The following is a 23,360-nucleotide window of genomic DNA, read 5'->3' as shown; positions in this document are numbered from 1 at the left end:
CAAAAAATGAATACTCAAAATAGCAAAGCGGCTTTTGCCGAAGCAATAAAACATATCCCAGGAGGAGTAAATTCTCCAGTACGTGCTTTTAATTCTGTTGGAGGAAACCCATTATTTATAAAAAGTGCGTCAGGCTCTAAGATAACTGACATTGACGATAACGAATATATTGATTACGTAGGTTCTTGGGGACCTATGATTCTAGGACACACACATCCTGCTGTGGTAGAAGCCTTAAACCAAACGGTATTAAACGGCACTAGCTTTGGGGCCCCTACCCTTATGGAAACCGAAATGGCCAATTTAATTTGCGAAATGGTTCCCTCTATTGAAAGCGTTCGTATGGTAAACTCAGGTACTGAAGCAACAATGAGTGCTTTACGCTTGGCGCGAGGCTACACAAAACGCGACCTAGTAATTAAATTTGAAGGCTGTTACCATGGTCATGGCGATAGTTTTTTAATTAAAGCAGGTTCGGGTGCCTTAACGCTGGGTACTCCAAATTCACCTGGTGTAACTAAAGGAACTGCAAGCGATACTTTAATGGCTAGTTACAATGATTTGGATTCTGTTTTAGATCTATTCACAAAGTATCCAAACCAAATTGCGGCACTAATCTTAGAACCCGTAACAGGTAATATGGGGGTCATCCGCCCAAGCGATGAATTTATTAAGGGTATACGCAAAGCATGTACTGACAACGGTACTGTTTTAATTTTTGATGAAGTAATGACTGGTTTTAGAGTTGCCAAAGGTGGCGCTCAAGAACTTTTTGGTATCACTCCTGATTTAACAACCTTAGGGAAAATTATAGGTGGTGGTTTACCCGTTGGAGCTTACGGTGGTAAAAAAGAAATAATGGACTGCTTAGCTCCCAATGGCCCAGTTTACCAAGCCGGTACCTTATCCGGAAATCCAATGGCTATGGCAGCTGGTTTAACAACGCTACGCATCCTAAACGAAACACCTGATTTTTATGCGAAGCTAGAGGAAAAAGCTAATTTTTATGTACAAGGCTTACAAAGTAATCTTGATAAATTAGGCTTCCCTGCTGTAATAAATCAAGTTGGTGCAATGTTCACACTTTTCTTTACCAAAGAAAAAGAAGTTAAAAACTTTAGTGATGTGATGACTTGTGATACAGAATTATATGCAAAATATTTTAAATTGGGATTAGAAGCGGGTATTTATGCTGCCCCATCGCAATTTGAAGCAGGATTTGTATCTATAGCCCATAGCGAGGCCGATTTACAAAAAACAATTGAAGCTAGCTTCGATGCACTAAAACAATTACAATAAAACATTTGAAGCTTACATAGGTTAACCTATAACGGTAGGCTTATACATACTAAATGAAAGGGGGTATTATTTATAACCTCCTTTCTAAAATTGAAGAAAATTTAAATAGATGAGTAACTCTATATTATTACAAACATTAGCTGGAGAAAAAACTGAACGTCCGCCATTTTGGTTTATGCGACAAGCAGGACGTGTGCTTCCTTCATACATGAAACTAAAGGAAAAACATAGTTTCTGGGAAATGATGCAAAAGCCAGAGCTTGGAGCTGATGTTACTTTACTTCCTATAAATGATTTGGGTGTTGATGCAGCTATTTTATTTTCGGATATTTTAGTTATACCCTATGCCATGGGAATGGGATTGGAATTTACAGATAGAGGGCCCGAGTTTGATGTGCCTTTATCTGAAAGAGCTAACCCACTTGAGGTTTTAAATCCTCAACCCGACAAGCTACAATACATTTACGAGGTAATTAAACAGATTATGGCAAAAAAGCCTGCACATATTCCATTAATCGGATTTTGTGGAGCGCCATTAACTGTTCTTTCATATATGCTCGAAGGGATCGGAAGAAGTAAAGATTTTCCGGTTACTACTACATACCTATACCAAAATAAGGAAATGGTTAAAAAAATAGTTGAAGCTATTACTGAGCTTTCAATTATTTATGCCAAAGAGCAAGTTAAAAATGGAATTAAGGTATTTCAGCTATTCGAAACGCACGGAGGTCTAATTCCATGGGATCTATACCAAGAATTATTTATTCCTGCTGTTAAAAAAATTGCTCAAGCAGTGCGCGAAACAGGTACACCGTTTATTTATTTCCCCAAAGGAATTGGTGCGGGTATTCAGGATATTACCCCTGACATGTGTGACTTTTTAAGTATTGATTGGCAAACTCCAATGGAAACTGCTCGTAAGTGGGTTGATTCATCTATTGGCTTACAAGGAAATATTGATCCTCGCTTACTTTATGCCGATCAAAAAACAATTGAAAACAAACTGAATCAATACATAGACTTTGGTAGTAAAAATCACGACTGGATAATCAATCTTGGTCATGGATTTTTACCGGATATCCCATACGAAAATGCCAAGTTTTTAGCCGATTGGATTAAAGCTGCCGATTGGAAACGATAAATACTAATTATACTCAATGTTAAAGTCATTAAAAACACGATGGGGAATCAACTCTAATTTTCAATTAGTAGTTATTCTCTTTGTATTTTCCGCAGCTGGTTCAGCCTCGCTATATGTGCGAACTTTTATTTTTAATCTTTTAGGAATTGAAACTGAATTATCGCTTTGGATAAAGATTCCGCTGTTTATTATAAACTACCAAATACTGTTAATTGTTATTGGTACATTATGCGGTCAGTTCAGATTCTTCTATAATTTTCAAAAGAAAAGCTTTTCTCGCTTTAAGCGAAAAAAGAAAGAGTTGAACCAATCAGAAAAAGATACAAATCATCAAACGGTTTAATATAAGTATTGATTAATATTTCATACTTATTTAATAACACTTTGACACAACACAAAAGAAGATGAAGGTTAGTAACGAACTATTAGAAAAATATAATGTGCAGGTACCTCGATATACGAGTTACCCACCTGCAAATCATTTCAACGATACTTTTTCAGGTGATGATTACACCTCATTAATTACAGCTTCAAACCTGAGTGACCCGAATCATATTGGATTCTATATTCACATACCGTTTTGTAAACAAATCTGTTTTTATTGTGGCTGTAACTTCATTGTAATGGTAAACGACGATGCTGTTAAAAAGTATATTGATGCAGTTAAGGAAGAGATCAGACTAACCATTAAGGACATTGATAAAAGCAGAAAAGTTACTCAAATTCATTATGGTGGAGGAACTCCAAATGCAATTAACTCGGTTTTCTTAAAAGAATTGAATCAATTATTATTTGATAATTTTGAATTCATTGATAACCCAGAGATTGCTATAGAATGTAACCCCGCACTATTAACATGGGAATATATGGACCAGCTATTTGATGCTGGTTTTAATCGTTTTAGCTTCGGAATTCAGGATTTTGATCCTGACATTCTTCGAAACGTAAACCGTTTACCATCTGCACTTCCTGTTGATGAATTGATTCAATACGTGAAAAAGCACGATCCAAAGATGTCGGTTAACCTCGACTTTATATATGGATTACCTCAGCAAGATGCCGAAAGCTTTGGCGAAACTATAAAAAAGGCAATTGCCATGCGTCCCGATAGAATTGTAACATTCTCATATGCGCATGTGCCTTGGATGAAAACGCACCAACGTATTCTTGAGAAAAAGGGATTGCCAAATGCTGAAGAAAAAATGGAAATGTTTTTAACCGCGTATAAATTAATGAAAGATGGCGGTTACATTCCAATTGGACTTGATCACTATGCTCTTCCTGAAGATGAGTTGGCCGTTGCCTTAAACGATCATAAACTACATCGTAATTTTCAAGGATATTGTACCAAACGTACTACCGGACAAGTTTATGGTTTTGGAGTATCAAGTATTGGTCAATTAACCGAAGGTTATGCACAAAACACAAAAGATCAATTTAAATATATAAGCCAAATTAACAAAGGTATTCTTCCTGTTGAAAAGGGCTACAAGGTAAAAGCTCACGAGATTATAATACGTGAAGTAATTAATGAATTGATGTGTAATAAATATATCAATTGGTATAAACTTGGCGAATCATTAGATATATCAGCTGATAAAATAAAACAAACAGTTGGTTATAATGCAGAAGTATTAGAAAGCTTCAAAGCGGATGATTTATTAAGCTACGATGAAAACGAAATTCATATTACTGAATTAGGTACCGTTTTTATACGAAACATTGTAGCTGCATTTGATCCAGCCTTGAAACAAAGCGAAAAACAATATTCAAAATCATTATAAGCCCAGCATATGAATACCCGTAAAGATATTGTAATTATTGGATCAGGATTAACTGGCTTAACGTTGGCTTATTATCTTACCAAAGCTGGTAAGTCTGTTGTGGTGATTGATAAAAACAAGCATATTGGTGGTGTAATTCAAACCATTAAAAAGGATGGTTTTACTTTTGAAATCGGTCCTAATACGGGTACTTTAAGCAATGCTGAAACAGTTCAATTATTTGAGGATTTAAAAAATGACGTAACGCTTGAAATTGCAAATCCTCAAGCAAATAATCGTTGGATTTGGAAAGACAACAAATGGAATTCGCTTCCATCAAACCCAATAGCTTTTTTTAAAACCCCTTTATTTTCAAGAAAAGATAAACTTGGTATTTTAAGCGAACCATTCAAACCCAGAGGAACTAACCCAAATGAAACATTAGCGGATATGGTTAGGCGACGCTTGGGTGATAGCTTTTTAAACTATGCCGTTAATCCATTTATATCCGGAATTTATGCAGGTAATCCTGAAACCTTAATTCCAAAATATGCATTGCCAAAGTTGTATAACTTAGAACAAAAGTATGGCAGTTTTATAAAAGGTGGCTTCAAAAAGAAGAAGGAACCTAAAACAGAACTTCAAAAAAAGGCTACGGGTAAGGTTTTTTCGGCAGAGGGTGGCTTATCTAATTTGGTGAAAGCCCTAGTGAAAGCAATTGGTGAAGAGAACATCATTAGTGAAGCTAATGTTAATATTGATTATCAGAAGCCTGAGTATGTCAGCACTATTGTAACACCAAACCGTTCTCAAACAATTCCGTCTCAAAGAGTTATTAGTACAATTGGTGGCTATGCTTTAAGTAAGGTTTTCTCTTTTATTTCTGATAAAAATATGAAACCAATAAACGACACAAAATACGCTCAGGTATGCCAAGTAATTGTCGGCTATAAAAAATGGCAAGGAATTCCTTTAAATGCTTTTGGAGGATTAAACCCAACCATTGAAAAACGTGATGCTTTAGGTATTTTATTTACGGGTTCGCTTTTTAAAGGCAGAAAATCAGAAGAAGGTGCACTTCTTTCAGTATTCATGGGAGGTGTTAGACGTCCTGATATTTTTGAAATGACTGATGATGAGTTGACGTCTATTGTTAAGAAAGAAATTAGGGAAACTCTAAATTCCAGTGAAAACCCTGATTTAATACATATAAATAGGTACAAACACGCTATTCCTCAATACGAAATAACTTCAAAACATCGTTTCGAAACAATTAAAGAATTAGAAAAGCTATATCCGGGATTAATAATTGCCGGTAATATCAGAGATGGTATAGGTATGGCAGATCGTATTAAACAAGCCAAAGACATTGCTATCCAAATTATTGAAAACTCTTAGTTAATATGAGAAAAGCATTATTATTAGTAAATGTTGGTACACCAGATAGACCAGACAAACCTTCAGTAAAACGTTTTTTAAAGCCTTTTTTAAACGATAAATACGTAATTGATATTCCGTGGTTAGCTCGTAAATTATTGGTTAACGGAATAATAATCCCTTTCAGATTAAATAATTCTACAGAATTATACAAACGATTATGGACTAGTAAAGGTTCTCCACTTTTATACCATCAAAATAGCTTACGCGATAAACTTAATCACCATTCAAAGGGTGAGTATACAGTATACTCTGCAATGCGTTATGGTAATCCAAGTGTTGAAAAGGCTTTACTTGAAATTAAAAAAAATAAGCATACTGAAATTAAGGTACTTCCCATGTATCCGCAATATGCAACATCAACAACTTTATCAACAATAAAGAATATTGAAAGCCTATCTAAGAAGCTAAAAATTGAAGCGGATATATCTTTTGTCGATCAATTTTATAATCATCCTAAATTTATTGAGGCTTTCACAACTAATATTTTAGCAAAGCAACCGAATAGTTATGACCATGTAATATTTAGCTATCATGGCCTACCTATTCGCCAGGTTGAAAAATTACACCCGCAACACAGCGGAGCTCAATGTATATGTGAGAAACAGATGCCTGATTATGGCAGTAAATGCTATAAAGCAACCTGTTACCAGACTACACGTTTATTAGCCGCTGCTTCTAACATCGATTCAAAAAATTACTCTGTATCATTTCAATCGCGTTTATCAAAAAACTGGTTAACTCCATTTACTGATGAATTACTGATGAAGCTACTTGCGGATGGAAAAAAGAAGATTCTTGTAGTTGCTCCAGCATTTGTAACCGATTGTTTAGAAACCATAGTTGAAATATCATATGAATACGAACAAGATTTCCTAAAGGCTGGTGGCGAAAAGCTCACGCTAGTAGAAAGTCTTAACGATTCAGATCATTGGGTAAAAGCCATTACCAATATTATTAACTAAGAATAAAAGTTTCGTTAACAAACTTTTAAACTAATATCCCCACAAACACTATATTTTTTATACCTTTGCGCTTTGATTTTTTTGGTTTAATATAAAATAAAAAGTACATGCCGAATACTAGGTATATATTTGTTACAGGAGGTGTTGCCTCATCATTGGGAAAAGGAATTATTTCAGCTTCATTGGCAAAATTATTGCAGTCGAGAGGCTATAAAGTAACTATTCAAAAACTTGACCCATATTTGAATATTGACCCAGGTACCTTAAACCCCTACGAGCACGGAGAATGTTATGTAACTGAAGATGGTGCTGAGACTGATCTAGATCTAGGTCACTATGAGCGTTTCTTAAATACTCCTACATCGCAAGCAAATAATGTTACTACAGGTAGAATATATCAAAATGTAATTAATAAAGAACGAAAAGGCGACTTCTTAGGAAAAACCGTTCAAATTATACCACATATCACCGACGAAATTAAACGTAACATTAAATTATTGGGCACAAAGCACAAATTTGATGTTGTAATAACTGAGATTGGTGGTACTGTAGGTGATATAGAATCACTTCCATATGTTGAGGCTGTGCGTCAGTTAAAATGGGAATTAGGAAATAGAGCAATGGTTATACACTTAACCTTGGTTCCTTTCTTAAATGCTTCTGGCGAATTAAAAACGAAACCTACTCAACACTCTGTAAAAACATTATTAGAAGCTGGAGTTCAGCCTGATGTATTAGTTTTACGAACAGAGAAGGAATTGGGTAGCGATATCAGACGTAAAGTTGCATTATTCTGTAATGTAAACCCACGTGCTGTAATACAATCAATTGATGTTTCAACCATATACGAGGTACCTGTTAAAATGCAGGAAGAAGGTTTAGATGAAATTGTTCTTGAGAAGTTGGACTTACCAATTAGCAAGAAGCCTGATTTAAAACTTTGGAAAAACTACCTTGACAAGATGAAAAATGCCACCGAAATAATTAACGTTGGTATTGTTGGTAAATATGTTGAGTTAGCTGATGCTTATAAGTCAATTATTGAAGCATTAATTCACGCGAGCACCTATAACGATAGAAAAGCTAAAATTCATTTAATACACTCTGAAGAAATTACTAACGAAAATGCAGCTAGCAAACTTGAAGCTATGGATGCTGTTTTAGTAGCTCCAGGGTTTGGAAGCAGAGGTATTGAAGGAAAGTTATCTGCGGTTAAATATGCACGTGAGAACAATAAGATTTTCTTAGGTATTTGCTTAGGTATGCAATGTGCAGTTATTGAATTTGCACGTAATGTTGCCAACCTTAACAAGGCAAATTCTACCGAGATGGATCACTCAACACAATTTCCGGTTATTGATTTAATGGAAGATCAGAAAAATGTATCTGATATGGGTGGTACAATGCGTTTAGGAGCCTATGCTTGTAAGCTTAAAGATGATACCAATGCCTATAAAGCATACGAAGGGAATGAAACTTCAGAGCGTCATCGCCATCGTTACGAATTCAATAATGATTATATAGAGCAATTCGAATCAAATGGTATGATTGCATCAGGAACTAACCCTGATACTGATTTAGTGGAAATTGTAGAAATTCCAGAACTAGATTGGTTCACCGGGGTACAGTTTCACCCTGAATACAGCAGTACAGTATTAAAGCCACATCCAATTTTTATGGCATTTATAGAGGCTGCAATCAAACAACAAAAGAAATAAGCTAATTCTTAATAAAATTTCACTAAGAAATGGATAAAAATTCCGTTACAGGACTAGTACTTATAACCTTAATACTCGGAGTATTTTGGTGGATGAATAAGCCTAGTGAAGAAGAACTTGCCAAACAGCGAGAACTTAACAGACAAAATCAAATTGCCGCTTTACAAGAAAAAGAAGCTGCAAAAGACGCATTGCCAATTGCTGATAAAATTACAGAATCAATTGCTGACACAACCAGTGATGAAGAATTAAAAGCGAAATTTGGTTCTTTTTCAAATGCGATAAAAGGAGAAACTGAGTTTTCTACTTTAGAAAATAATTTGGTTAAAATTACTTTCTCTAATAAAGGTGGTAAAGTTTATTCTGTTGAATTAAAAGATTTTAAAACCTATGATGAAAAACCATTAATTTTATTTGATGGTGAAAACAATACATTTGGTTTTAACTTTTACCATAACAATAAACCATTCAACACAAATAACTTATTTTTCAATAAGTTAAATTCAAGTTCTAAAACATCTATTGCTTACGCGTTGCAAACAGCAGATGATCAAGAATTGACCTTTACATATTCATTGCCTGAGGATTCATATATGATTGATATGACCATGTCTCAGAAAAATATGGATGGTATTATTCAAACCAATAGAGGTAGTTTAGACTTTGATTGGAAAGTTAATGTTTTCGCTCAAGAAAAGGGTAGAAAAAATGAACTTCAAAACTCAGGTATTTTCTTTAAATATGATCAAGATGATATTGATGAAATACAAGGAAAATCAGGAGAAGAAGAAATTCGTACACCTTTAAAGTGGGTAGCCTACAAAGATCAGTTTTTTGCTTCTGTATTTATTGCAAAAGATAAGTTTACAAGTGGGTCTGTTGCTGCAGTGGTAAATGATATAGAAGGATCTCAAGTTATTTCTACTAACAAATCATCATTAGTAATACCTTATGAAGGTGGCATTGAAAGTTCTCAAGATTTTCAGTTTTATTATGGTCCAAACCATTATTTAACGCTTAGAAAGTACAAGGACATTGAGCTACACAAAATGATTCCTCTAGGTTGGGGTATTTTCGGTTGGATCAACCGTTTTGTTGTTATCCCAGTATTTAATTGGTTAGAAGGCTCAATTGCAAGTTATGGATTAATAATCTTAATTTTAACTTTATTAATTAAGGTAGCCTTATTCCCTCTTACATATAAATCGTATATGTCATCCGCTAAAATGAGAGTTTTAAAACCTCAAATAGATGCCATTAACGAGAAGATACCTGCTGATAAAGCTATGGAGCGTCAACAAGCCACAATGGGGCTATATCGTAAAGCTGGTGTTAGCCCACTTGGCGGATGTTTACCAATGTTATTACAAATGCCTATTTTGTTTGCCATGTTCCGCTTCTTCCCTGCCTCAATTGAATTAAGAGGAGAAAGCTTTTTATGGGCAACCGATTTATCTACCTACGATTCAATTTTTGAGTGGACCACAAACATCCCATTAATTAGTAGCTTCTACGGTAACCATATTAGTTTGTTTACATTATTAATGGCAGTAACTAATATTGTTTACACTAAGATGAATCAAGAGATGACAGCATCTACAAGTCAGATGCCTGGAATGAAAAGCATGATGTATATGATGCCTATTATGTTCTTATTCATCTTTAATAACTACGCTGCTGGTTTAAGTTATTACTATTTCATCTCAACGTTAATTACTATTCTCCAAACCGTATTAATTAGACGTTTTGTTGATGAAGAAGCTATTTTAGCAAAACTAAATGCGAATCAAAAGAAACCTCAGAAAAAGAAATCAGGTTTTCAAGCCAGACTAGAAGAGATGGCTAAGCAACAACAAAAAGCTAAAGCTGCTCAAAAGAAAAAGTAATATTATTTACTCTATACAAAAAAAGGAAGACTATTGGTCTTCCTTTTTTTTGTTTAATATATACTCGTTTACAAAATCTTCAATATTCGGGATAAATTCTACAAAAGGATCTGTCCATCTATCCACTAAGTGCTTAGGAGGTACCACCACATTTAATGATAACGGAACTACTTTAACAATAGCCTTTTTTCCTAGCATTACCGGTTCTCCATCTATATGTCCTTTTATCTCATCATCACTTTCTATTTCAATATGCTTGGCTTTAGTTATCTCCTCAAAATCGTTTTGCTCCATTGTTTTACCAAACAAGGTTAACAATATAGCACCTGCAATTATTTTAGGAAAACGATTTATAACACATACATCAACTAAGCCATCATCAATTTTAGCATTAGGGGCAATATAAACGTTATTTCCATATTGCGATGAATTAGCAAAGCTTATTAGAAATACATCTTTAAAGCTCTTTTCGTTATCTATAGTAACTTTAAAAAAGTTGGTTTTGTACTTTGCAAATTCAGCAGAAACTAGCTGTGCATAACTCAATGGCCCCCGTAACTTTCGCCCTTCAAAACTATGACTTATATGAGCATCAAAACCAACACCTGCAACATTTACTGAGCAAAACTGATTCACTTTTAGGGTATCTATCTTCCGAAGATTTATATAATTTAAAGCCTGAACCGCCTTTTGTGCACGTAAAGGTATTTGGAGGTAACGAGCTAAACCATTACCTGAACCGGCCGGAATAATAGCTAAGGCGGTATCTGTCCCTACTAAACGAGATGCAACCTCGTTTACAGTTCCATCTCCTCCAACGGCAACAACTACATCATAATCATCAACAGCTCCGGCCGAAAGTTCTCTGGCATGTCCTTTGTATTGAGTGTAGGCCACATCTGCTTGTACCTTATTTTTGTCTAATTCTGATTCAATTAATTTCTCAATTGTACGCTGCTTCCCAATTCCTGAAACAGGATTTATAAGAAATAGTAACCTATTCATCATATAACACGTAAGTTTTGTATCATTGTCGGTAACAAATGTAGTGAGAAATTTAACACTGATGATTTTTCAATAATAGATTTATATTAAATACTTTAAATATTAGAGAATGCAAGCATTACTTGATTTAGACAGTCAATTATTATTATTCTTAAATTACTTCCACACAGATTTTTGGGACAATTTTATGTGGATTATATCTAGCACAACTGTTTGGATACCTTTATATGTAATGATATTATATACCATTATAAAAAACCAAAAATATCAAAGTTGGATTTCTGTTATTGCTATAATCATTTTAATTGTGCTGTGTGATAGAGTATCGTCTGGATTTTTAAAACCAACAATAGCTCGCTTCCGCCCAACTCATGACCCGTTATTACAAGATTTTGTAAAAATTGTAAATGGATACAGAGGTGGTACGTATGGCTTTGTATCTTCACATGCAGCTAACACAATGGGAATAGCAGTTTTTACATCCTTAGTATTCAGAAACAAAGTTTTCTCAGCATTTATATTTATTTGGGCTTTAATAATATCGTATTCACGTATATACTTAGGTGTTCATTTCCCAGGCGATGTATTAGGAGGTTTACTATTAGGAAGCATTATCGCATTAATTGTATACAAAATATACATTACTTTAACGCCTCGATTTATAAGACTTACTTTTTTCAATGGTAAAGGTTTAAAACGTGGGGTAGCTGAACAGTTTCAATGTAAAGATATTTTGCAGATTGTATTTGCGGGTATCATTAGTTTCGCAATAATTTTACTTTCCTCTAAAGTTTTAATCTAACCTAGAAATTACTTAAATGTTAAATCTGTTTTAATTGCAATTTGTTTTTCTTAAATTAATGGGACTTCAAATTTTAAAATCAGATGGCTTATGAGTACTACAACAATCACTTTTAACCAGTTAAGAAAGCTAAAAGACAGTCTACCTATTGGCAGCATGCGAACTATCGCTAATGATTTGGAATTAAACGTAGAAACAGTGCGGAACTATTTTGGAGGGTATAATTATCGCCAAGGCAGAAGTGTAGGGTTTCACATTGAACCCGGACCTGATGGTGGTATTGTTGAACTAGACGACACAACAATTTTACAACTTGCCAAAGACATTTTAGAGGGTAAGAAAAAAGTTTATGAGTACAACTAAGAACCAATAAAAAAAGGGCTGAAATTCAGCCCTTTTTTAGTATAAATAAATATAATATTATTCTTGATACATTTTTTCTCGCTTCGCTTTTAAAGCTTCATCCGAAATATAATCATCGTAATCCATTTGCTTATCGATAATTCCATTAGGAGTTAACTCGATAATACGATTAGATACTGTTTGAATAAACTCATGGTCATGACTAGAAAACAAAACAATGCCTTTAAACTGCGTTAATTTCTCATTAAATGCCTGAATTGATTCTAAGTCTAGGTGGTTAGTTGGAGTATCTAAAATCATTGTATTAGCATTCCTAAGCATCATACGAGATATCATACAACGCATTTTCTCTCCCCCTGATAAAACACTACTCTTTTTGAAGATTTCTTCTCCTGAAAATAACATTTTACCTAAATAACCTCTTAAGAACATTTCTGTGGTATCGCTAGAAAATTGAGCTAACCAATCAGTAAGATTTAAATCGTTATTAAAAAACTCTGAGTTATCTACTGGTAAATATGCTGTAGTAATTGTTTGTCCCCAACGATACTCACCTGTCTCTGGTTTTTCATGATCATTAATAATCTCAAAGAAAGCAGTCATCGCTCTAGGATCTTTTGATAAGAAAACGATTTTATCATCTTTCTCAACATTAAAAGATACATCTTTAAATAAAGTTTTCCCCTCAACGGTTTTACTTAAATTACGCACCTCTAATATTGTATTACCTGGATCTCTTTCTGGAGTAAAAATCAATGCTGGATACTTACGTGTAGAAGGTTCAATATCGTCTACATTAAGTTTCTCAAGCATTTTTTTACGACTAGTTGTTTGCTTACTCTTAGCAACATTCGCGCTAAAACGAGAAATAAACTCTTGGAGTTCTTTCTTCTTTTCTTCTGCTTTTTTGTTCTGTTGTTGCTGCTGACGCAATGCTAATTGACTTGACTCATACCAGAAACTGTAGTTACCTGAGAACAATTTAACTTTACCAAAATCAATATCAACAGTATGCGTACAAATGGCATCTAAGAAGTGACGGTCATGGGATACTACCAAAACAGTATTTTCGAAATTAGAAAGGTAATTCTCTAACCATTGTACCGATTCTAAATCTAAATCATTAGTTGGCTCATCCAACAACAAGTTTTCTGGCTTACCAAATAAGGCACGCGCCAAAAGAACTTTTACTTTTACCTTACCAGGTAAAGTTTCCATTTGCGAATAGTGTAGGTCTTCTTTAATACCTAAACCACTTAATAAATTGGCTGCATCACTTTCTGCATTCCAACCATCCATTTCAGCAAATTTCTCTTCTAATTCAGAAGCTTTTATACCGTCTGCATCCGAAAAATCTTCTTTGGCATACAACGCATTTTTCTCATGCATTACATCCCACAAAGGTTGATGACCCATTAATACCGTATCTAAAACGGTTTGCTCATCAAACTCATGGTGGTCTTGCTTCAGTACCGATAAGCGCTCACTTGGTCCGTACACTACTGTTCCTCCTGTTGAATCAAGAGTACCACTTAGAATACGTAATAAAGTTGACTTACCAGCACCATTAGCCCCAATAATACCATAACAGTTACCCTGAAGAAATTTTAGGTTAACATCCTGGAAAAGTATTCTTTTACCAAACTGAATTCTTAAATTCGATACTGTAATCATTTGTATATGTTTTGCTTTATATCTAAAAAGGAGCGCAAAATTAATTATTTAAATTCACCAAACCTTACATTACCTCTTCTTATTTGTTAACTAATGTTTAATAATGATGATTTTTTAATGTTTATTGAAAATATCCCTAATTATTAACAGGCTTAATGGCAAATAAATATTTACTTAACTATGTTTGCCAAACAAATTTTATTCTTAGCAATATGAAATTACAGAAATTTAAAGATGTAGTATTAAATTATAAAGTTGTGTTTTTTGACGCCTATGGTGTGCTTAAAAAACATAACGGTGCAATTGAAGGTGTTAAGGAAATGTTGGATTTTCTTTTAGAAGAGAACATTCAGTTTTACATTATTACAAACGATGCCTCACGCTCTCCTGAATTACTAGCTGAAGCATATCACAAAGAAGGTATTGATACAATTAAAGCTGAGAATATAGTATCTTCTGCTATGATGGCTGAATCATTCTTAAAAGAAAACATTAGTCCAGGAAATAAAGTAGCATACTTAGGTAGAAAAAGCTCAGAATTCTATATAAAAAATGCTGAGTTAATTCCTGTAAAAATAGAGGAAGACTCTGAATATAATTATGCCGAGTTAGGAGCTATCATGTTATTTGATGATAGTGGATATGATTTTAAACAAGGTATTAATTGTACCTTAAATGCTATTAGATCAACTAACATTCCTGTGATTGTGGCTAACCCCGATTTAATTTATCCGGTTAACGATAAAGATACTGCTATTGCAATTGGTAGTTTGGCAAACATGTTTGAAGCTGTTTCTGATCGCAAGTTTTTTAAATTTGGAAAACCCTTTGAAAGCATCTTTCAATTTGGCTTTAATATGGTTAATGCAAAGCAAAAGATTGAAAAACGAGATATTGTAATGGTTGGGGATACTTTAGATACTGATATTATTGGAGCCAATAATTTTGGCATTGACACTGTACTTGTTCTATCGGGTAGTACGCTAGCCAATCAAGCAGAAAAGTTGATTAAAGATAAAAATATACATCCGAATTATATTTGCAACTCGGTATTAGACTAAAAAATTAAGCTCAGGTTTATGGCCTGAGCTTTATATTGATCTTATTCTTTCTTTTTAAATCTAGCCTTAGCTAAAAGGTAACCTGCAAAAAATGGAATTCCAAACATTACGCCCGCTAATACAAGCACTAAAATGATTAATACCCACGATACTGATCGAATCATTTTACCAACATTTTCTGTGGTCTCCTTTATAAGGTTAGCACCTGTAGCATTCATATCTTCCACCAAAATTGCACGTTGCTCATGAATAAACTTTTGTAAGGAGTCACGCTCTTGAGAAAGTTGCATTATCGACGTTTCCATACCATTATTCATCTGATAAATAAGAGGCGTTAATTCCTCGCGCATACGCTCTGCAACTATACCTAACATTTCGGGTGATTCTTGTGCAATAATTGCCAACCTATTTATTGTTGCAGATAAAGAATCTGCTTTCTCAAGATATTTCTCGCTTAAGCTGTCATTCTCCCATTTTAGGGTAAATAAATCTTTTTGCCAATTTAGTTGATTGCCTATTTGTGTATTATATCCGCTTAAGCGATCTGTAAAATCATTCATCACTTCAGCAGCAGAACCTACTGTTTCAACATAGCTGGTATCTGGAATTTCAAGATACTCTGCTAAACTAGGCATGATATTCTCTCTAGGAAAAAACATTTCGTGCACCGCATGTTCTTTCGCATATTGATTTACAAAAGACTCTAGATCTTTAAACTCTTTGCCATAAAGCGATTTTGCAACTAAGCTAATTTCCTTACTCAATTCTGCAGAAACCTCACTCGCCAAATGTGTATTTGTATGAAAAATAGTATCACCATAACTACTATTAAAATAATCTTCCATTTGTAAACAAAGCAACCAAGTATCAACCAACGAAACTTGTGGTACCGTTTGATAGGCTGCACTTGCTGCTGCCCCTGTTGCACTCATCTTCCATTTTAAAGCACGTCCTTTTATTTCAACATCTTCTGATACTTGATAGATAGAATCCGCAGCCAATATTACTTTCCCAGAAAAGTCATGATAAAAAGATCGGACAGCCATACGTGTATTAAGTTCTCTTTTTGGCAGAGGAACAACATCTGATTCAATAGCAATATTTAATAAAGAGCACGAGGATACTGAGAATAGAATGATTAGGGATAAAATAAGTTTTAAATGATGCATCGTTTTTATGTTATTTAGTTTAGTATAGAAATTTACAAAATTCCGGTAACAATAACAGTGCCGTTATGATAACAAAGTAAATTTACTCAATGTTTTGTATATCTTTGCAGCAAATAAATATATAGAGTACGATGGTAGAAGTAGGTAATTATAATGTTTTAAAGGTTGTAAAGGATTTAGATTTTGGGCTATACCTTGATGGAGGGGAAGAACTAGGCGAAATTTTACTTCCAAGAAGATATGTACCTATTAATTGTACAGTAGATGAAGAATTAGAGGTTTTTCTATACTTAGATTCTGAAGATAGACTAATTGCTACTACTGAAATGCCACATGCTATTGTTGGAGAATTTGCCTATTTAAAAGCCATATCTGTAGGTAAAGTAGGTGCCTTTTTAGACTGGGGCTTGCCTAAAGATTTATTAGTACCATTTAGAGAGCAAAAATTAGATATTGAGGAAGGGAAATACTATCCTGTTTATATTTATTTAGATGATGAAAGTGGCCGTATTGCAGCGTCGTCTAAAGTTGAAAAGTATTTAGATAATTTACCGCCTGAATATGAAGAAGGCCAAGAGGTAGATATCATGATATTTCAGGAAACAGACCTTGGTTATAAAGCTATTATTAATGGTACCCACTCTGGGATGCTTTATCATAATGAAGTATTTAGAGATATACACAAAGGCGAAAAGGTAAAAGCCTATATTAAAAAAGTTAGAGAAGACGACAAAATTGACTTAAGCCTTGAGAAACCAGGCTATCAAAAAGTTGATGGAATTTCTCAGGATATTTTAAACAAACTAAAATCAGAAGATGGTTTTATGCTTGTAACGGACAAAAGTCCTGCCGATGAGATTTCAAGAATGTTTGGTATCAGCAAAAAGAGTTTTAAGAAAGCGATTGGAGCACTTTACAAACAACGAATTATTACCATTGAAGATGGAGGAATAAGGTTAGTAAAATAAGCTATATTTTATTTATAAAATACATTATGCCAAGGTTTAACAATCTTGGCATTTTTTATTCAAAATAGAAGGTAAGCTGAAAAATATTTGAAGTAAGTTTATCAATTGCTTGTGTATATGGTAAGTCTACCATATCGCCTGTACCCTCATGGTTTAATACATCAAACATACCGATTGATATCTTGAATTCAGTAGTTAGTTTAAAGTAATTTAAGTACGAATCGATACCAAACCCTATTTCGTAGTATAAATCCATTTTATTAAGAGCCAAACCGTCCTGCTTACTTTTTGCCAAATCGTATCGTGGATTTATACCTGCTACTAAATATGGCTTGTAGTTTTTTATACGTGATGAGCTATACTTAATCAAAATAGGCATCTCAATAAAGGTAGATTTAATTTGAAGGTCGTCTTCTTTCTCAACTTTATTTTCATCAATATAAGAAAGATTTCTCTGTCCAAAACTTATACCTGGAAGAACCCTTAGGTTAAAATTCTGATTTAACCGTAAACTACTTACAATACCCAGATTTATACCCGGAGTTAAACTTTCAACTGAGGCATATAGTGGATTATTACCATTTTCGGGAGTTGAAGCACCAGAATGATGAATGGTAAAATCCATAGTATTCACACCTATTAAAAAACCAAAGTGCAGTCTTTTTTGATCGAATGTGACAAGGTTTGGCACAACCTTTTTCTTTGATGATTGGGCATTTGTACCTAAACCCAAAGACACTAAAAAGAATACTATAATTAAATGCTTCAATTCAAATATTTTTTATCAATCAATACTAAATATAAAACTCTGAATATTATGTTTTATTGTACTTTCTTCTCAGAAAAATAAATTGTAGCCACTCCAAAAGTTTGTTTCCATACTTTTAACGAAGTAAAACCACTAGCTTCAAGTTCTTTTACGAAAGCCTGTCCTTCAGGAAATGCTGCAACAGATTCTGGCAAATATTCGTACGCTGCTTTATCTTTAGAAAACAAGCCGCCCCACCATGGTAATATTTTACTAGAATAGAATTGATAGATGTGCTTAAAAGGAAATGAAGATGGATTAGAAAACTCAAGTACAACAAACTTGGCTCCTGGCTTTAAAACCCTGCAAATTTCAGTTAAGCCTTTATTTAAATTCTCGAAATTACGTACACCAAAGGCAACTGTAGCAGCATCAAACTGATTATCACTTAAAGGTAAATTTTCAGAATCGCCATGCACTAAGGAAATGGTATCTGTAAGGTTCAACTTTTCGATTTTCTCCTGACCTACCTTTAGCATTTCTGCAGATAAATCTAAACCTACAATTTTACTTGGTTTTAGTTTCATTGCGGCAATAGCTAAATCTCCGGTACCTGTAGCAATATCAAGCAATACGGGAGAAGGAATATTTTTTAACAAGCCAATAGCTCTCCTCCTCCATATTTTATCAATACCAAATGATAATAAATGATTTAGAAAATCGTATTTAGGAGCAATGTTATCAAACATTGATTCTATTTGCTTTTTCTTTCCCTCTTCAGACGTTTTATATGGAGTTACCGACATTGTTGCATTTTAATAATTTACAGGGGCAAAAATACAATAGAATTTTACAATTGCGAATAAATTTAAAAAGACCGGCATATTTATACCTAGGTGGACAAATAGCAAGTCTTTAATATATCTTTCTATTATATTGCAATTAAACGTCTTCGTTATTCATCCAATCTTTAAAAGAATTTGAATATTCCGATTTTATATCATCAATGAAACCAAACGATTCATCATCAATTCTTACCTCACCTTTAGTTACATGACCAAGCACTGAAAACTTTGTTTCGGTTTCAAGCATAAAATCAACAAAATCATCTTGTAAACTTGGTGCTACAGAAACCACTACCCTACCTTGAGATTCTCCAAATAGGAATGAATCTTTTCTGATTTCAGCATCGCTTGTAATATCAAATCCAAAGCCAAGTGGCGCTGCCGATTCTAAAAGATTAAAAAATAATCCACCCGCTGAAACATCATGAACCGAACGAACTAACCTCTTACGAATTACTTGTTTCACAATTTCGTGTAATTCTAATTCTTCTTCCATATTAAAATATGGTGCAGCATGACTTTTTTGCTTATGATAGTAAATTAAATATTCTGAGGCATTAATATCATCTTTAGATTCCCCGATTAAACATATCACATCACCTTTATGCTTAAATGGTAAAACTGAATGATGATCTTTTGACTCAACTAAACCAAGCATTCCAACTATTGGTGATGGTGTAATTGCGGTTATTCTGCCTTCAACAGATTTTTGATTGTAGAAACTTACATTTCCACTTACAATAGGTGTATTAAACTTCTCACATGCGTCTGATAACCCTTCTACTGATTTTGTAAATTGCCAAAATACTTCAGGATCATATGGATTTCCAAAATTTAAACAATCAGTTACAGCTAATGGAACACCTCCTCCGCATATAATATTACGTGCAGCTTCTGCTACTGCAATCTGCGCTCCCACAAAAGGATCTGCCTCAAGATAATTAGAATTACTATCGATTGAAATGGCTAATGTTTTATCAATTTCTTCAATATGTACATAAGCTGCATCTGAAGGAAAACTATTATTAAAGGATTCATGCTGCAATGATGGATCAAATAAATCCATCAAACTTTCTTTTGATGATAAATTAATATTCTTCAGCATCTCCGCAATCACTTTTTGATAATCCTCTGGCTCAGGAATATCCTCAATATTAAGAGCTTTTATATTATTAGATTCTGGCTCTTTTACCTCTCTTTCATAAATAGGTGATTTGCCTCCCAAACCAACATAGCTAGTTGGAATATCTGCAACAACATCATTATTATTTAAACAAATAAGGTTTTCACCTTTAACAACCTCACCTACTACAGCAAATGACAACTGTTTTGGAGACAATAACCCTTGAATCTGTGCCAGATTATCCTTATCGATACAAACTAAAATTCGGCCCCACGTTTCTGAAAACAGGACATCTCTGCATCCCATATTTTCGTTACGAGTTGGAACTTTATCACAATTTATAGTAATACCGACATTACCACGAGAAGCCATTTCGGTTGCTGCTCCGGCAATACCCGCAGCACCTATAGTTTGAATCCCAATTACTTTACCTTCTTCTTTTAGTTCTTTAATCGCATTAATCAGGTTTCCTTCTACTGTTGAATCGAGCATTTGTTCAATTCCAAAGGAGTCTTGCTCTGTATTGGAAATATAATCTGCTGAAAAAGTGTCGCCATCAATACCTTCATTTCCGGTTAATGCACCTACTATTAAAATAAGGTTACCCAAGCCGCTTGCAGTACCCGAAATTAACTCATCCTTTTTTGCAATTCCAATTGCCATATTATTAACAATGGGACTTGAGTTAAATGCTTTATTAAAAACAACCTCGCCCCCAACAACCGGCAAACGCATTGTTTTCTCAAATTCACTAATTCCACCTATAACTTCATTAAATAACCAACGTGCAGTATCTCTGTTTGCCTCTCCGAAACGCAATGAATCGAGCAATGCAACAGGTTTTGCTCCCATGGCAAACACGTCTCGTGTTACAACACGCATACCCGTTAAAGCTCCCAATCGAGGTTGAAAAGAACAGGGGTGATTATGGGATTCCATTTTAAAAACACAAGCATATCCGTCACCAATATCAATAGCTCCGGCTTTTTCATCACCAGCCTTAACAACTACCTTATCACCCGATGTAGGCATCATTTGTAGCCATTTCATTGAGTTTTTATAGGATGCATGCTCACTCCACAAACGGGAAAACATCTCTAATTCGAGAGAATTGGGTTCTCTTTTTAAAATTTCAAATATAAGATCTTGTTCAGTGGCTGTTAGGTTAATTTCACTTGCTATATTTTCCTGTCCCATGGTATTGAATATTAAGTAACGATAGATTGCTCAATCGCCAAATAGAAATCACTCCCATAAAGTAAATAAAAATTTACGAAGAATACGTAGTCAACTTTACTTATCTGATTGTAAATTTGTAACAGAATTAATTACTCAATAAAATTTAGTAAATGAACAAAATAGCACTTATAACTGGCGCAACTTCGGGCATTGGCATGGCAACTGCTAAGGTATTAGCTAAACTAAAGTATAATCTGATAATAACCGGACGCAGAAAGGAAAGATTAGATCAATTCTCCAACTTGCTACAAAGTGAATTTGGTATCCATACAAAAGCTCTTGCCTTTGATATTAGAAATGAAGAAGAAACTACTGCAGCATTAAATACACTAGGCGAAAAATGGAGCAAAATAGATATTTTAATCAATAATGCTGGCTTAGCATCGGGTACCGAAACTGTTGATCAGGCTGATTGGACTAAGTGGAAACAAATGATTGATACCAATATAACTGGACTATTATTTCTATCTAAAGAGATTATTAAAGAAATGGTGAGTCGTAAACAAGGTCATATTGTAAATATATCATCCATTGCAGGAATACAAACCTATCCTGGAGGCAGCGTTTATAGTGCGACTAAGCATGCTGTAAATGCAATTACTAAAGGAATGAGAATTGATTTACTACCGCATAATATAAAAGTTTCATCAGTATCTCCTGGTATGGTTGATACCGAATTTTCATTAGTTAGATTTGGTGGGGATCAAGAAAAAGCAAACAATGTTTACAATGGAGTTGATGCACTTTTAGCTGAAGATATTGCAGATGCGATAGAATATATAGTAACTCGTCCGGCCCATGTAAATATCAACGACATGCTAATAATGCCAACGCAGCAAGCCGATGCAACAAATATATATCGTAAATAAAACATCCTTACAATACAAAATATTAGGCACAGCATATTATTTGTTAGTGCCTAATATTTAATCACTAACAAGATTAAGCTTTAGTTTTGAATCATTAATCTACAAAATACTACTCTTCAAATAAAACTTCACTAATTATGTAACTATCAAAGCAATAATTCGTCTTATGACAAATAAATAGGCAAAAATACATTTTAATAACCCTCTTATTCTGATAAAACATGTTTGGTTACATCAACTATAAAATAGATACTGAAAGTAAAATATTATATATTGTTTATAAAGGAACAATTACAATTGATAGTATTTTACAATCAGTTGAGGAAATAATAAGCCATCCTAACTATTCGGTTGACTATGATTCAATAGTTGATATGCAGACTTGTCACCTGAATATCAATTTAAAAGAACTTAATCGCATCTCAAATTTTCTTGATATAGATCCTAAACTAGATGCATATCGCAATTCAATTTATTTAACCAACAAACCCAACGAGGTTGTTATAACTACGCTATACAGCAAACTCATTAAAAACTCAAAAGTAACTCCACATATCATTTCTACAATTGAGGCTGCTCAATCACACTTATCAAGCCACATTGAAATTGATCAACTTAAAAGTAATTTAGATTCCCTACGATAAATTATTGATGAATAATTACCACTCATCCCAATAAAACAACAACTCAGTAAAGCTATTTTTCTTGTTACGTTTTGTTAAGCCAATTTTGAATTGTTCTTAAACACTAAACGTAATGAAAACAACAATTATTATTATCTACCTTTTTAGCTTTTGTTTTGTAATATCGTCTCAAACAAAAGTAATTGGAACTGTAGTTGATAAAAAAGGTAAGCCTTTAACTGGAGTAAACATATATTTCAAAGATACTTATGATGGATCAGCAAGTGATTTGGAAGGTAATTTTCACATTGAAACCAATTCTGAAAATACAATAATAATAGCCCGTTTTTTAGGTTATACTAGATTTGAACAAGAAATTGAACCTGATAAAACAAGCAAATTACTTATTGTACTCAAGGAGAATATAAATAGTATTGATGCAGTAACCATAACTGCAGGGAATTTTGCCGCTGGCGATGAGAGCAAAGCTTCTGTTCTTAAACCATTAGATATTTATACAACTGCAGGTGCTGTTGGAGATGCTATTGGTGCCATAACCACATTACCAGGAACTCAACCAGCAAACGATGATGGAAGGCTGTTAGTAAGAGGAGGTGAAGCATACGAAACCCGCACTGTAATTGATGGTTTGTTGGCAGGTT

General features: G+C 34.0%; 21 protein-coding genes. 15 read left to right on the top strand and 6 right to left on the bottom strand.

Annotated features, from left to right (window positions below):
• The first annotated feature begins 6 nt into the window (after positions 1 to 6).
• The 8 genes from hemL (at position 7) to yidC (ending at position 10,209) form a co-directional block, all read left to right on the top strand.
• Positions 7 to 1,299, top strand: coding sequence for a glutamate-1-semialdehyde 2,1-aminomutase (gene hemL / locus A8B35_RS10300; protein ID WP_068472608.1), 1,293 nt, complete (start codon positions 7 to 9; stop codon positions 1,297 to 1,299).
• A gap of 109 nt (positions 1,300 to 1,408) precedes the next feature.
• A complete protein-coding gene (gene hemE, locus A8B35_RS10295; RefSeq protein WP_068472606.1) occupies positions 1,409 to 2,440 on the top strand; it encodes a uroporphyrinogen decarboxylase in 1,032 nt (343 codons plus the stop codon).
• A gap of 16 nt (positions 2,441 to 2,456) precedes the next feature.
• Complete coding sequence (locus tag A8B35_RS10290) at positions 2,457 to 2,783, top strand: DUF6787 family protein (RefSeq protein WP_068472604.1); 327 nt, start codon at positions 2,457 to 2,459, stop codon at positions 2,781 to 2,783.
• Positions 2,784 to 2,844: 61 nt separating this feature from the next.
• Positions 2,845 to 4,224: an oxygen-independent coproporphyrinogen III oxidase gene (gene hemN / locus A8B35_RS10285; protein ID WP_068472600.1), complete on the top strand. Its 1,380-nt coding sequence runs from the start codon at positions 2,845 to 2,847 to the stop codon at positions 4,222 to 4,224.
• A 9-nt stretch (positions 4,225 to 4,233) separates the two neighbouring features.
• Complete coding sequence (gene hemG, locus A8B35_RS10280) at positions 4,234 to 5,601, top strand: protoporphyrinogen oxidase (RefSeq protein WP_068472599.1); 1,368 nt, start codon at positions 4,234 to 4,236, stop codon at positions 5,599 to 5,601.
• Positions 5,602 to 5,606: 5 nt separating this feature from the next.
• Entirely contained in the window at positions 5,607 to 6,605 is a 999-nt protein-coding gene (gene hemH / locus A8B35_RS10275) for a ferrochelatase (RefSeq protein WP_068472597.1), read from the top strand.
• Positions 6,606 to 6,712: 107 nt separating this feature from the next.
• Positions 6,713 to 8,323 carry a CTP synthase gene (locus tag A8B35_RS10270; RefSeq protein ID WP_068472596.1) on the top strand — a complete coding sequence of 537 codons (1,611 nt, stop codon included), beginning with the start codon at positions 6,713 to 6,715 and terminating at the stop codon, positions 8,321 to 8,323.
• Between the two features lie 29 nt (positions 8,324 to 8,352).
• Entirely contained in the window at positions 8,353 to 10,209 is a 1,857-nt protein-coding gene (gene yidC / locus A8B35_RS10265; RefSeq protein WP_068472595.1) for a membrane protein insertase YidC, read from the top strand.
• A gap of 30 nt (positions 10,210 to 10,239) precedes the next feature.
• On the opposite strand, the gene A8B35_RS10260 is transcribed toward yidC, so the two are convergent.
• Positions 10,240 to 11,217, bottom strand: a complete 978-nt coding sequence (locus tag A8B35_RS10260; RefSeq protein WP_068472594.1) for a diacylglycerol/lipid kinase family protein — start codon at positions 11,215 to 11,217, stop codon at positions 10,240 to 10,242.
• A gap of 106 nt (positions 11,218 to 11,323) precedes the next feature.
• Here A8B35_RS10260 and A8B35_RS10255 point away from each other — a divergent pair, with 106 nt between their 5' ends.
• Positions 11,324 to 12,016, top strand: a complete 693-nt coding sequence (locus A8B35_RS10255; protein ID WP_068472591.1) for a phosphatase PAP2 family protein — start codon at positions 11,324 to 11,326, stop codon at positions 12,014 to 12,016.
• A gap of 90 nt (positions 12,017 to 12,106) precedes the next feature.
• The gene (locus A8B35_RS10250; RefSeq protein ID WP_068472590.1) at positions 12,107 to 12,379 is read left to right on the top strand and encodes a DNA-binding protein; all 273 of its coding nucleotides are present in this window, start codon (positions 12,107 to 12,109) and stop codon (positions 12,377 to 12,379) included.
• Positions 12,380 to 12,436: 57 nt separating this feature from the next.
• Here A8B35_RS10250 and A8B35_RS10245 read toward each other — a convergent pair whose 3' ends face one another.
• On the bottom strand, positions 12,437 to 14,053 hold the full coding sequence (locus A8B35_RS10245) for an ABC-F family ATP-binding cassette domain-containing protein (RefSeq protein WP_068472589.1): 1,617 nt from the start codon (positions 14,051 to 14,053) through the stop codon (positions 12,437 to 12,439).
• A 212-nt stretch (positions 14,054 to 14,265) separates the two neighbouring features.
• Here A8B35_RS10245 and A8B35_RS10240 point away from each other — a divergent pair, with 212 nt between their 5' ends.
• Entirely contained in the window at positions 14,266 to 15,114 is an 849-nt protein-coding gene (locus A8B35_RS10240; RefSeq protein WP_068473059.1) for an HAD-IIA family hydrolase, read from the top strand.
• Between the two features lie 41 nt (positions 15,115 to 15,155).
• Here A8B35_RS10240 and A8B35_RS10235 read toward each other — a convergent pair whose 3' ends face one another.
• Entirely contained in the window at positions 15,156 to 16,283 is a 1,128-nt protein-coding gene (locus A8B35_RS10235; RefSeq protein WP_068472588.1) for a hypothetical protein, read from the bottom strand.
• Positions 16,284 to 16,414: 131 nt separating this feature from the next.
• Between A8B35_RS10235 and A8B35_RS10230 the strand changes: the two genes are divergently transcribed.
• Positions 16,415 to 17,251: a CvfB family protein gene (locus A8B35_RS10230; protein ID WP_068472587.1), complete on the top strand. Its 837-nt coding sequence runs from the start codon at positions 16,415 to 16,417 to the stop codon at positions 17,249 to 17,251.
• 55 nt (positions 17,252 to 17,306) lie between these two features.
• Here A8B35_RS10230 and porT read toward each other — a convergent pair whose 3' ends face one another.
• The 3 genes from porT to purL all read right to left on the bottom strand — a co-directional run bounded on the left by porT (position 17,307) and on the right by purL (position 21,164).
• Entirely contained in the window at positions 17,307 to 18,020 is a 714-nt protein-coding gene (gene porT, locus A8B35_RS10225) for a type IX secretion/gliding motility protein PorT/SprT (RefSeq protein WP_068472585.1), read from the bottom strand.
• Positions 18,021 to 18,073: 53 nt separating this feature from the next.
• Entirely contained in the window at positions 18,074 to 18,805 is a 732-nt protein-coding gene (gene ubiE / locus A8B35_RS10220; RefSeq protein ID WP_068472581.1) for a bifunctional demethylmenaquinone methyltransferase/2-methoxy-6-polyprenyl-1,4-benzoquinol methylase UbiE, read from the bottom strand.
• A gap of 136 nt (positions 18,806 to 18,941) precedes the next feature.
• Positions 18,942 to 21,164 (bottom strand): phosphoribosylformylglycinamidine synthase subunit PurL, encoded by a 2,223-nt coding sequence (gene purL / locus A8B35_RS10215; protein WP_068472580.1) that lies wholly within the window; start codon positions 21,162 to 21,164, stop codon positions 18,942 to 18,944.
• Between the two features lie 152 nt (positions 21,165 to 21,316).
• Here purL and A8B35_RS10210 point away from each other — a divergent pair, with 152 nt between their 5' ends.
• From A8B35_RS10210 to A8B35_RS10200, 3 genes are all read left to right on the top strand, one after another.
• Entirely contained in the window at positions 21,317 to 22,075 is a 759-nt protein-coding gene (locus tag A8B35_RS10210; protein WP_068472577.1) for an SDR family NAD(P)-dependent oxidoreductase, read from the top strand.
• A gap of 221 nt (positions 22,076 to 22,296) precedes the next feature.
• Positions 22,297 to 22,719 (top strand): hypothetical protein, encoded by a 423-nt coding sequence (locus A8B35_RS10205; protein ID WP_068472574.1) that lies wholly within the window; start codon positions 22,297 to 22,299, stop codon positions 22,717 to 22,719.
• Positions 22,720 to 22,831: 112 nt separating this feature from the next.
• Positions 22,832 to 23,360: carboxypeptidase-like regulatory domain-containing protein (locus A8B35_RS10200; protein WP_171973187.1), on the top strand; the 529-nt coding region annotated here is incomplete at its 3' end.

The organism is Saccharicrinis aurantiacus (assembly GCF_001660705.2).
Lineage (GTDB): Bacteria > Bacteroidota > Bacteroidia > Bacteroidales > Marinilabiliaceae > Saccharicrinis > Saccharicrinis aurantiacus.
Note: the sequence above shows the minus strand (reverse complement) of the source record. Positions and strands in the feature narration are given on the sequence as shown.

Coding starts and splice junctions, on each gene's coding strand:
- A8B35_RS10240 (WP_068473059.1), top strand. CDS start 14,266: ATGAAATTACAGAAATTTAAAGATGTAGTATTAAATTATAAAGTTGTG.
- hemG (WP_068472599.1), top strand. CDS start 4,234: ATGAATACCCGTAAAGATATTGTAATTATTGGATCAGGATTAACTGGC.
- hemL (WP_068472608.1), top strand. CDS start 7: ATGAATACTCAAAATAGCAAAGCGGCTTTTGCCGAAGCAATAAAACAT.
- A8B35_RS10210 (WP_068472577.1), top strand. CDS start 21,317: ATGAACAAAATAGCACTTATAACTGGCGCAACTTCGGGCATTGGCATG.
- A8B35_RS10245 (WP_068472589.1), bottom strand. CDS start 14,053: ATGATTACAGTATCGAATTTAAGAATTCAGTTTGGTAAAAGAATACTT.
- hemE (WP_068472606.1), top strand. CDS start 1,409: ATGAGTAACTCTATATTATTACAAACATTAGCTGGAGAAAAAACTGAA.
- hemN (WP_068472600.1), top strand. CDS start 2,845: ATGAAGGTTAGTAACGAACTATTAGAAAAATATAATGTGCAGGTACCT.
- A8B35_RS10250 (WP_068472590.1), top strand. CDS start 12,107: ATGAGTACTACAACAATCACTTTTAACCAGTTAAGAAAGCTAAAAGAC.
- A8B35_RS10235 (WP_068472588.1), bottom strand. CDS start 16,283: ATGCATCATTTAAAACTTATTTTATCCCTAATCATTCTATTCTCAGTA.
- A8B35_RS10205 (WP_068472574.1), top strand. CDS start 22,297: ATGTTTGGTTACATCAACTATAAAATAGATACTGAAAGTAAAATATTA.
- purL (WP_068472580.1), bottom strand. CDS start 21,164: ATGGGACAGGAAAATATAGCAAGTGAAATTAACCTAACAGCCACTGAA.
- A8B35_RS10260 (WP_068472594.1), bottom strand. CDS start 11,217: ATGATGAATAGGTTACTATTTCTTATAAATCCTGTTTCAGGAATTGGG.
- ubiE (WP_068472581.1), bottom strand. CDS start 18,805: ATGTCGGTAACTCCATATAAAACGTCTGAAGAGGGAAAGAAAAAGCAA.
- hemH (WP_068472597.1), top strand. CDS start 5,607: ATGAGAAAAGCATTATTATTAGTAAATGTTGGTACACCAGATAGACCA.
- A8B35_RS10255 (WP_068472591.1), top strand. CDS start 11,324: ATGCAAGCATTACTTGATTTAGACAGTCAATTATTATTATTCTTAAAT.
- A8B35_RS10290 (WP_068472604.1), top strand. CDS start 2,457: ATGTTAAAGTCATTAAAAACACGATGGGGAATCAACTCTAATTTTCAA.
- A8B35_RS10270 (WP_068472596.1), top strand. CDS start 6,713: ATGCCGAATACTAGGTATATATTTGTTACAGGAGGTGTTGCCTCATCA.
- yidC (WP_068472595.1), top strand. CDS start 8,353: ATGGATAAAAATTCCGTTACAGGACTAGTACTTATAACCTTAATACTC.
- A8B35_RS10230 (WP_068472587.1), top strand. CDS start 16,415: ATGGTAGAAGTAGGTAATTATAATGTTTTAAAGGTTGTAAAGGATTTA.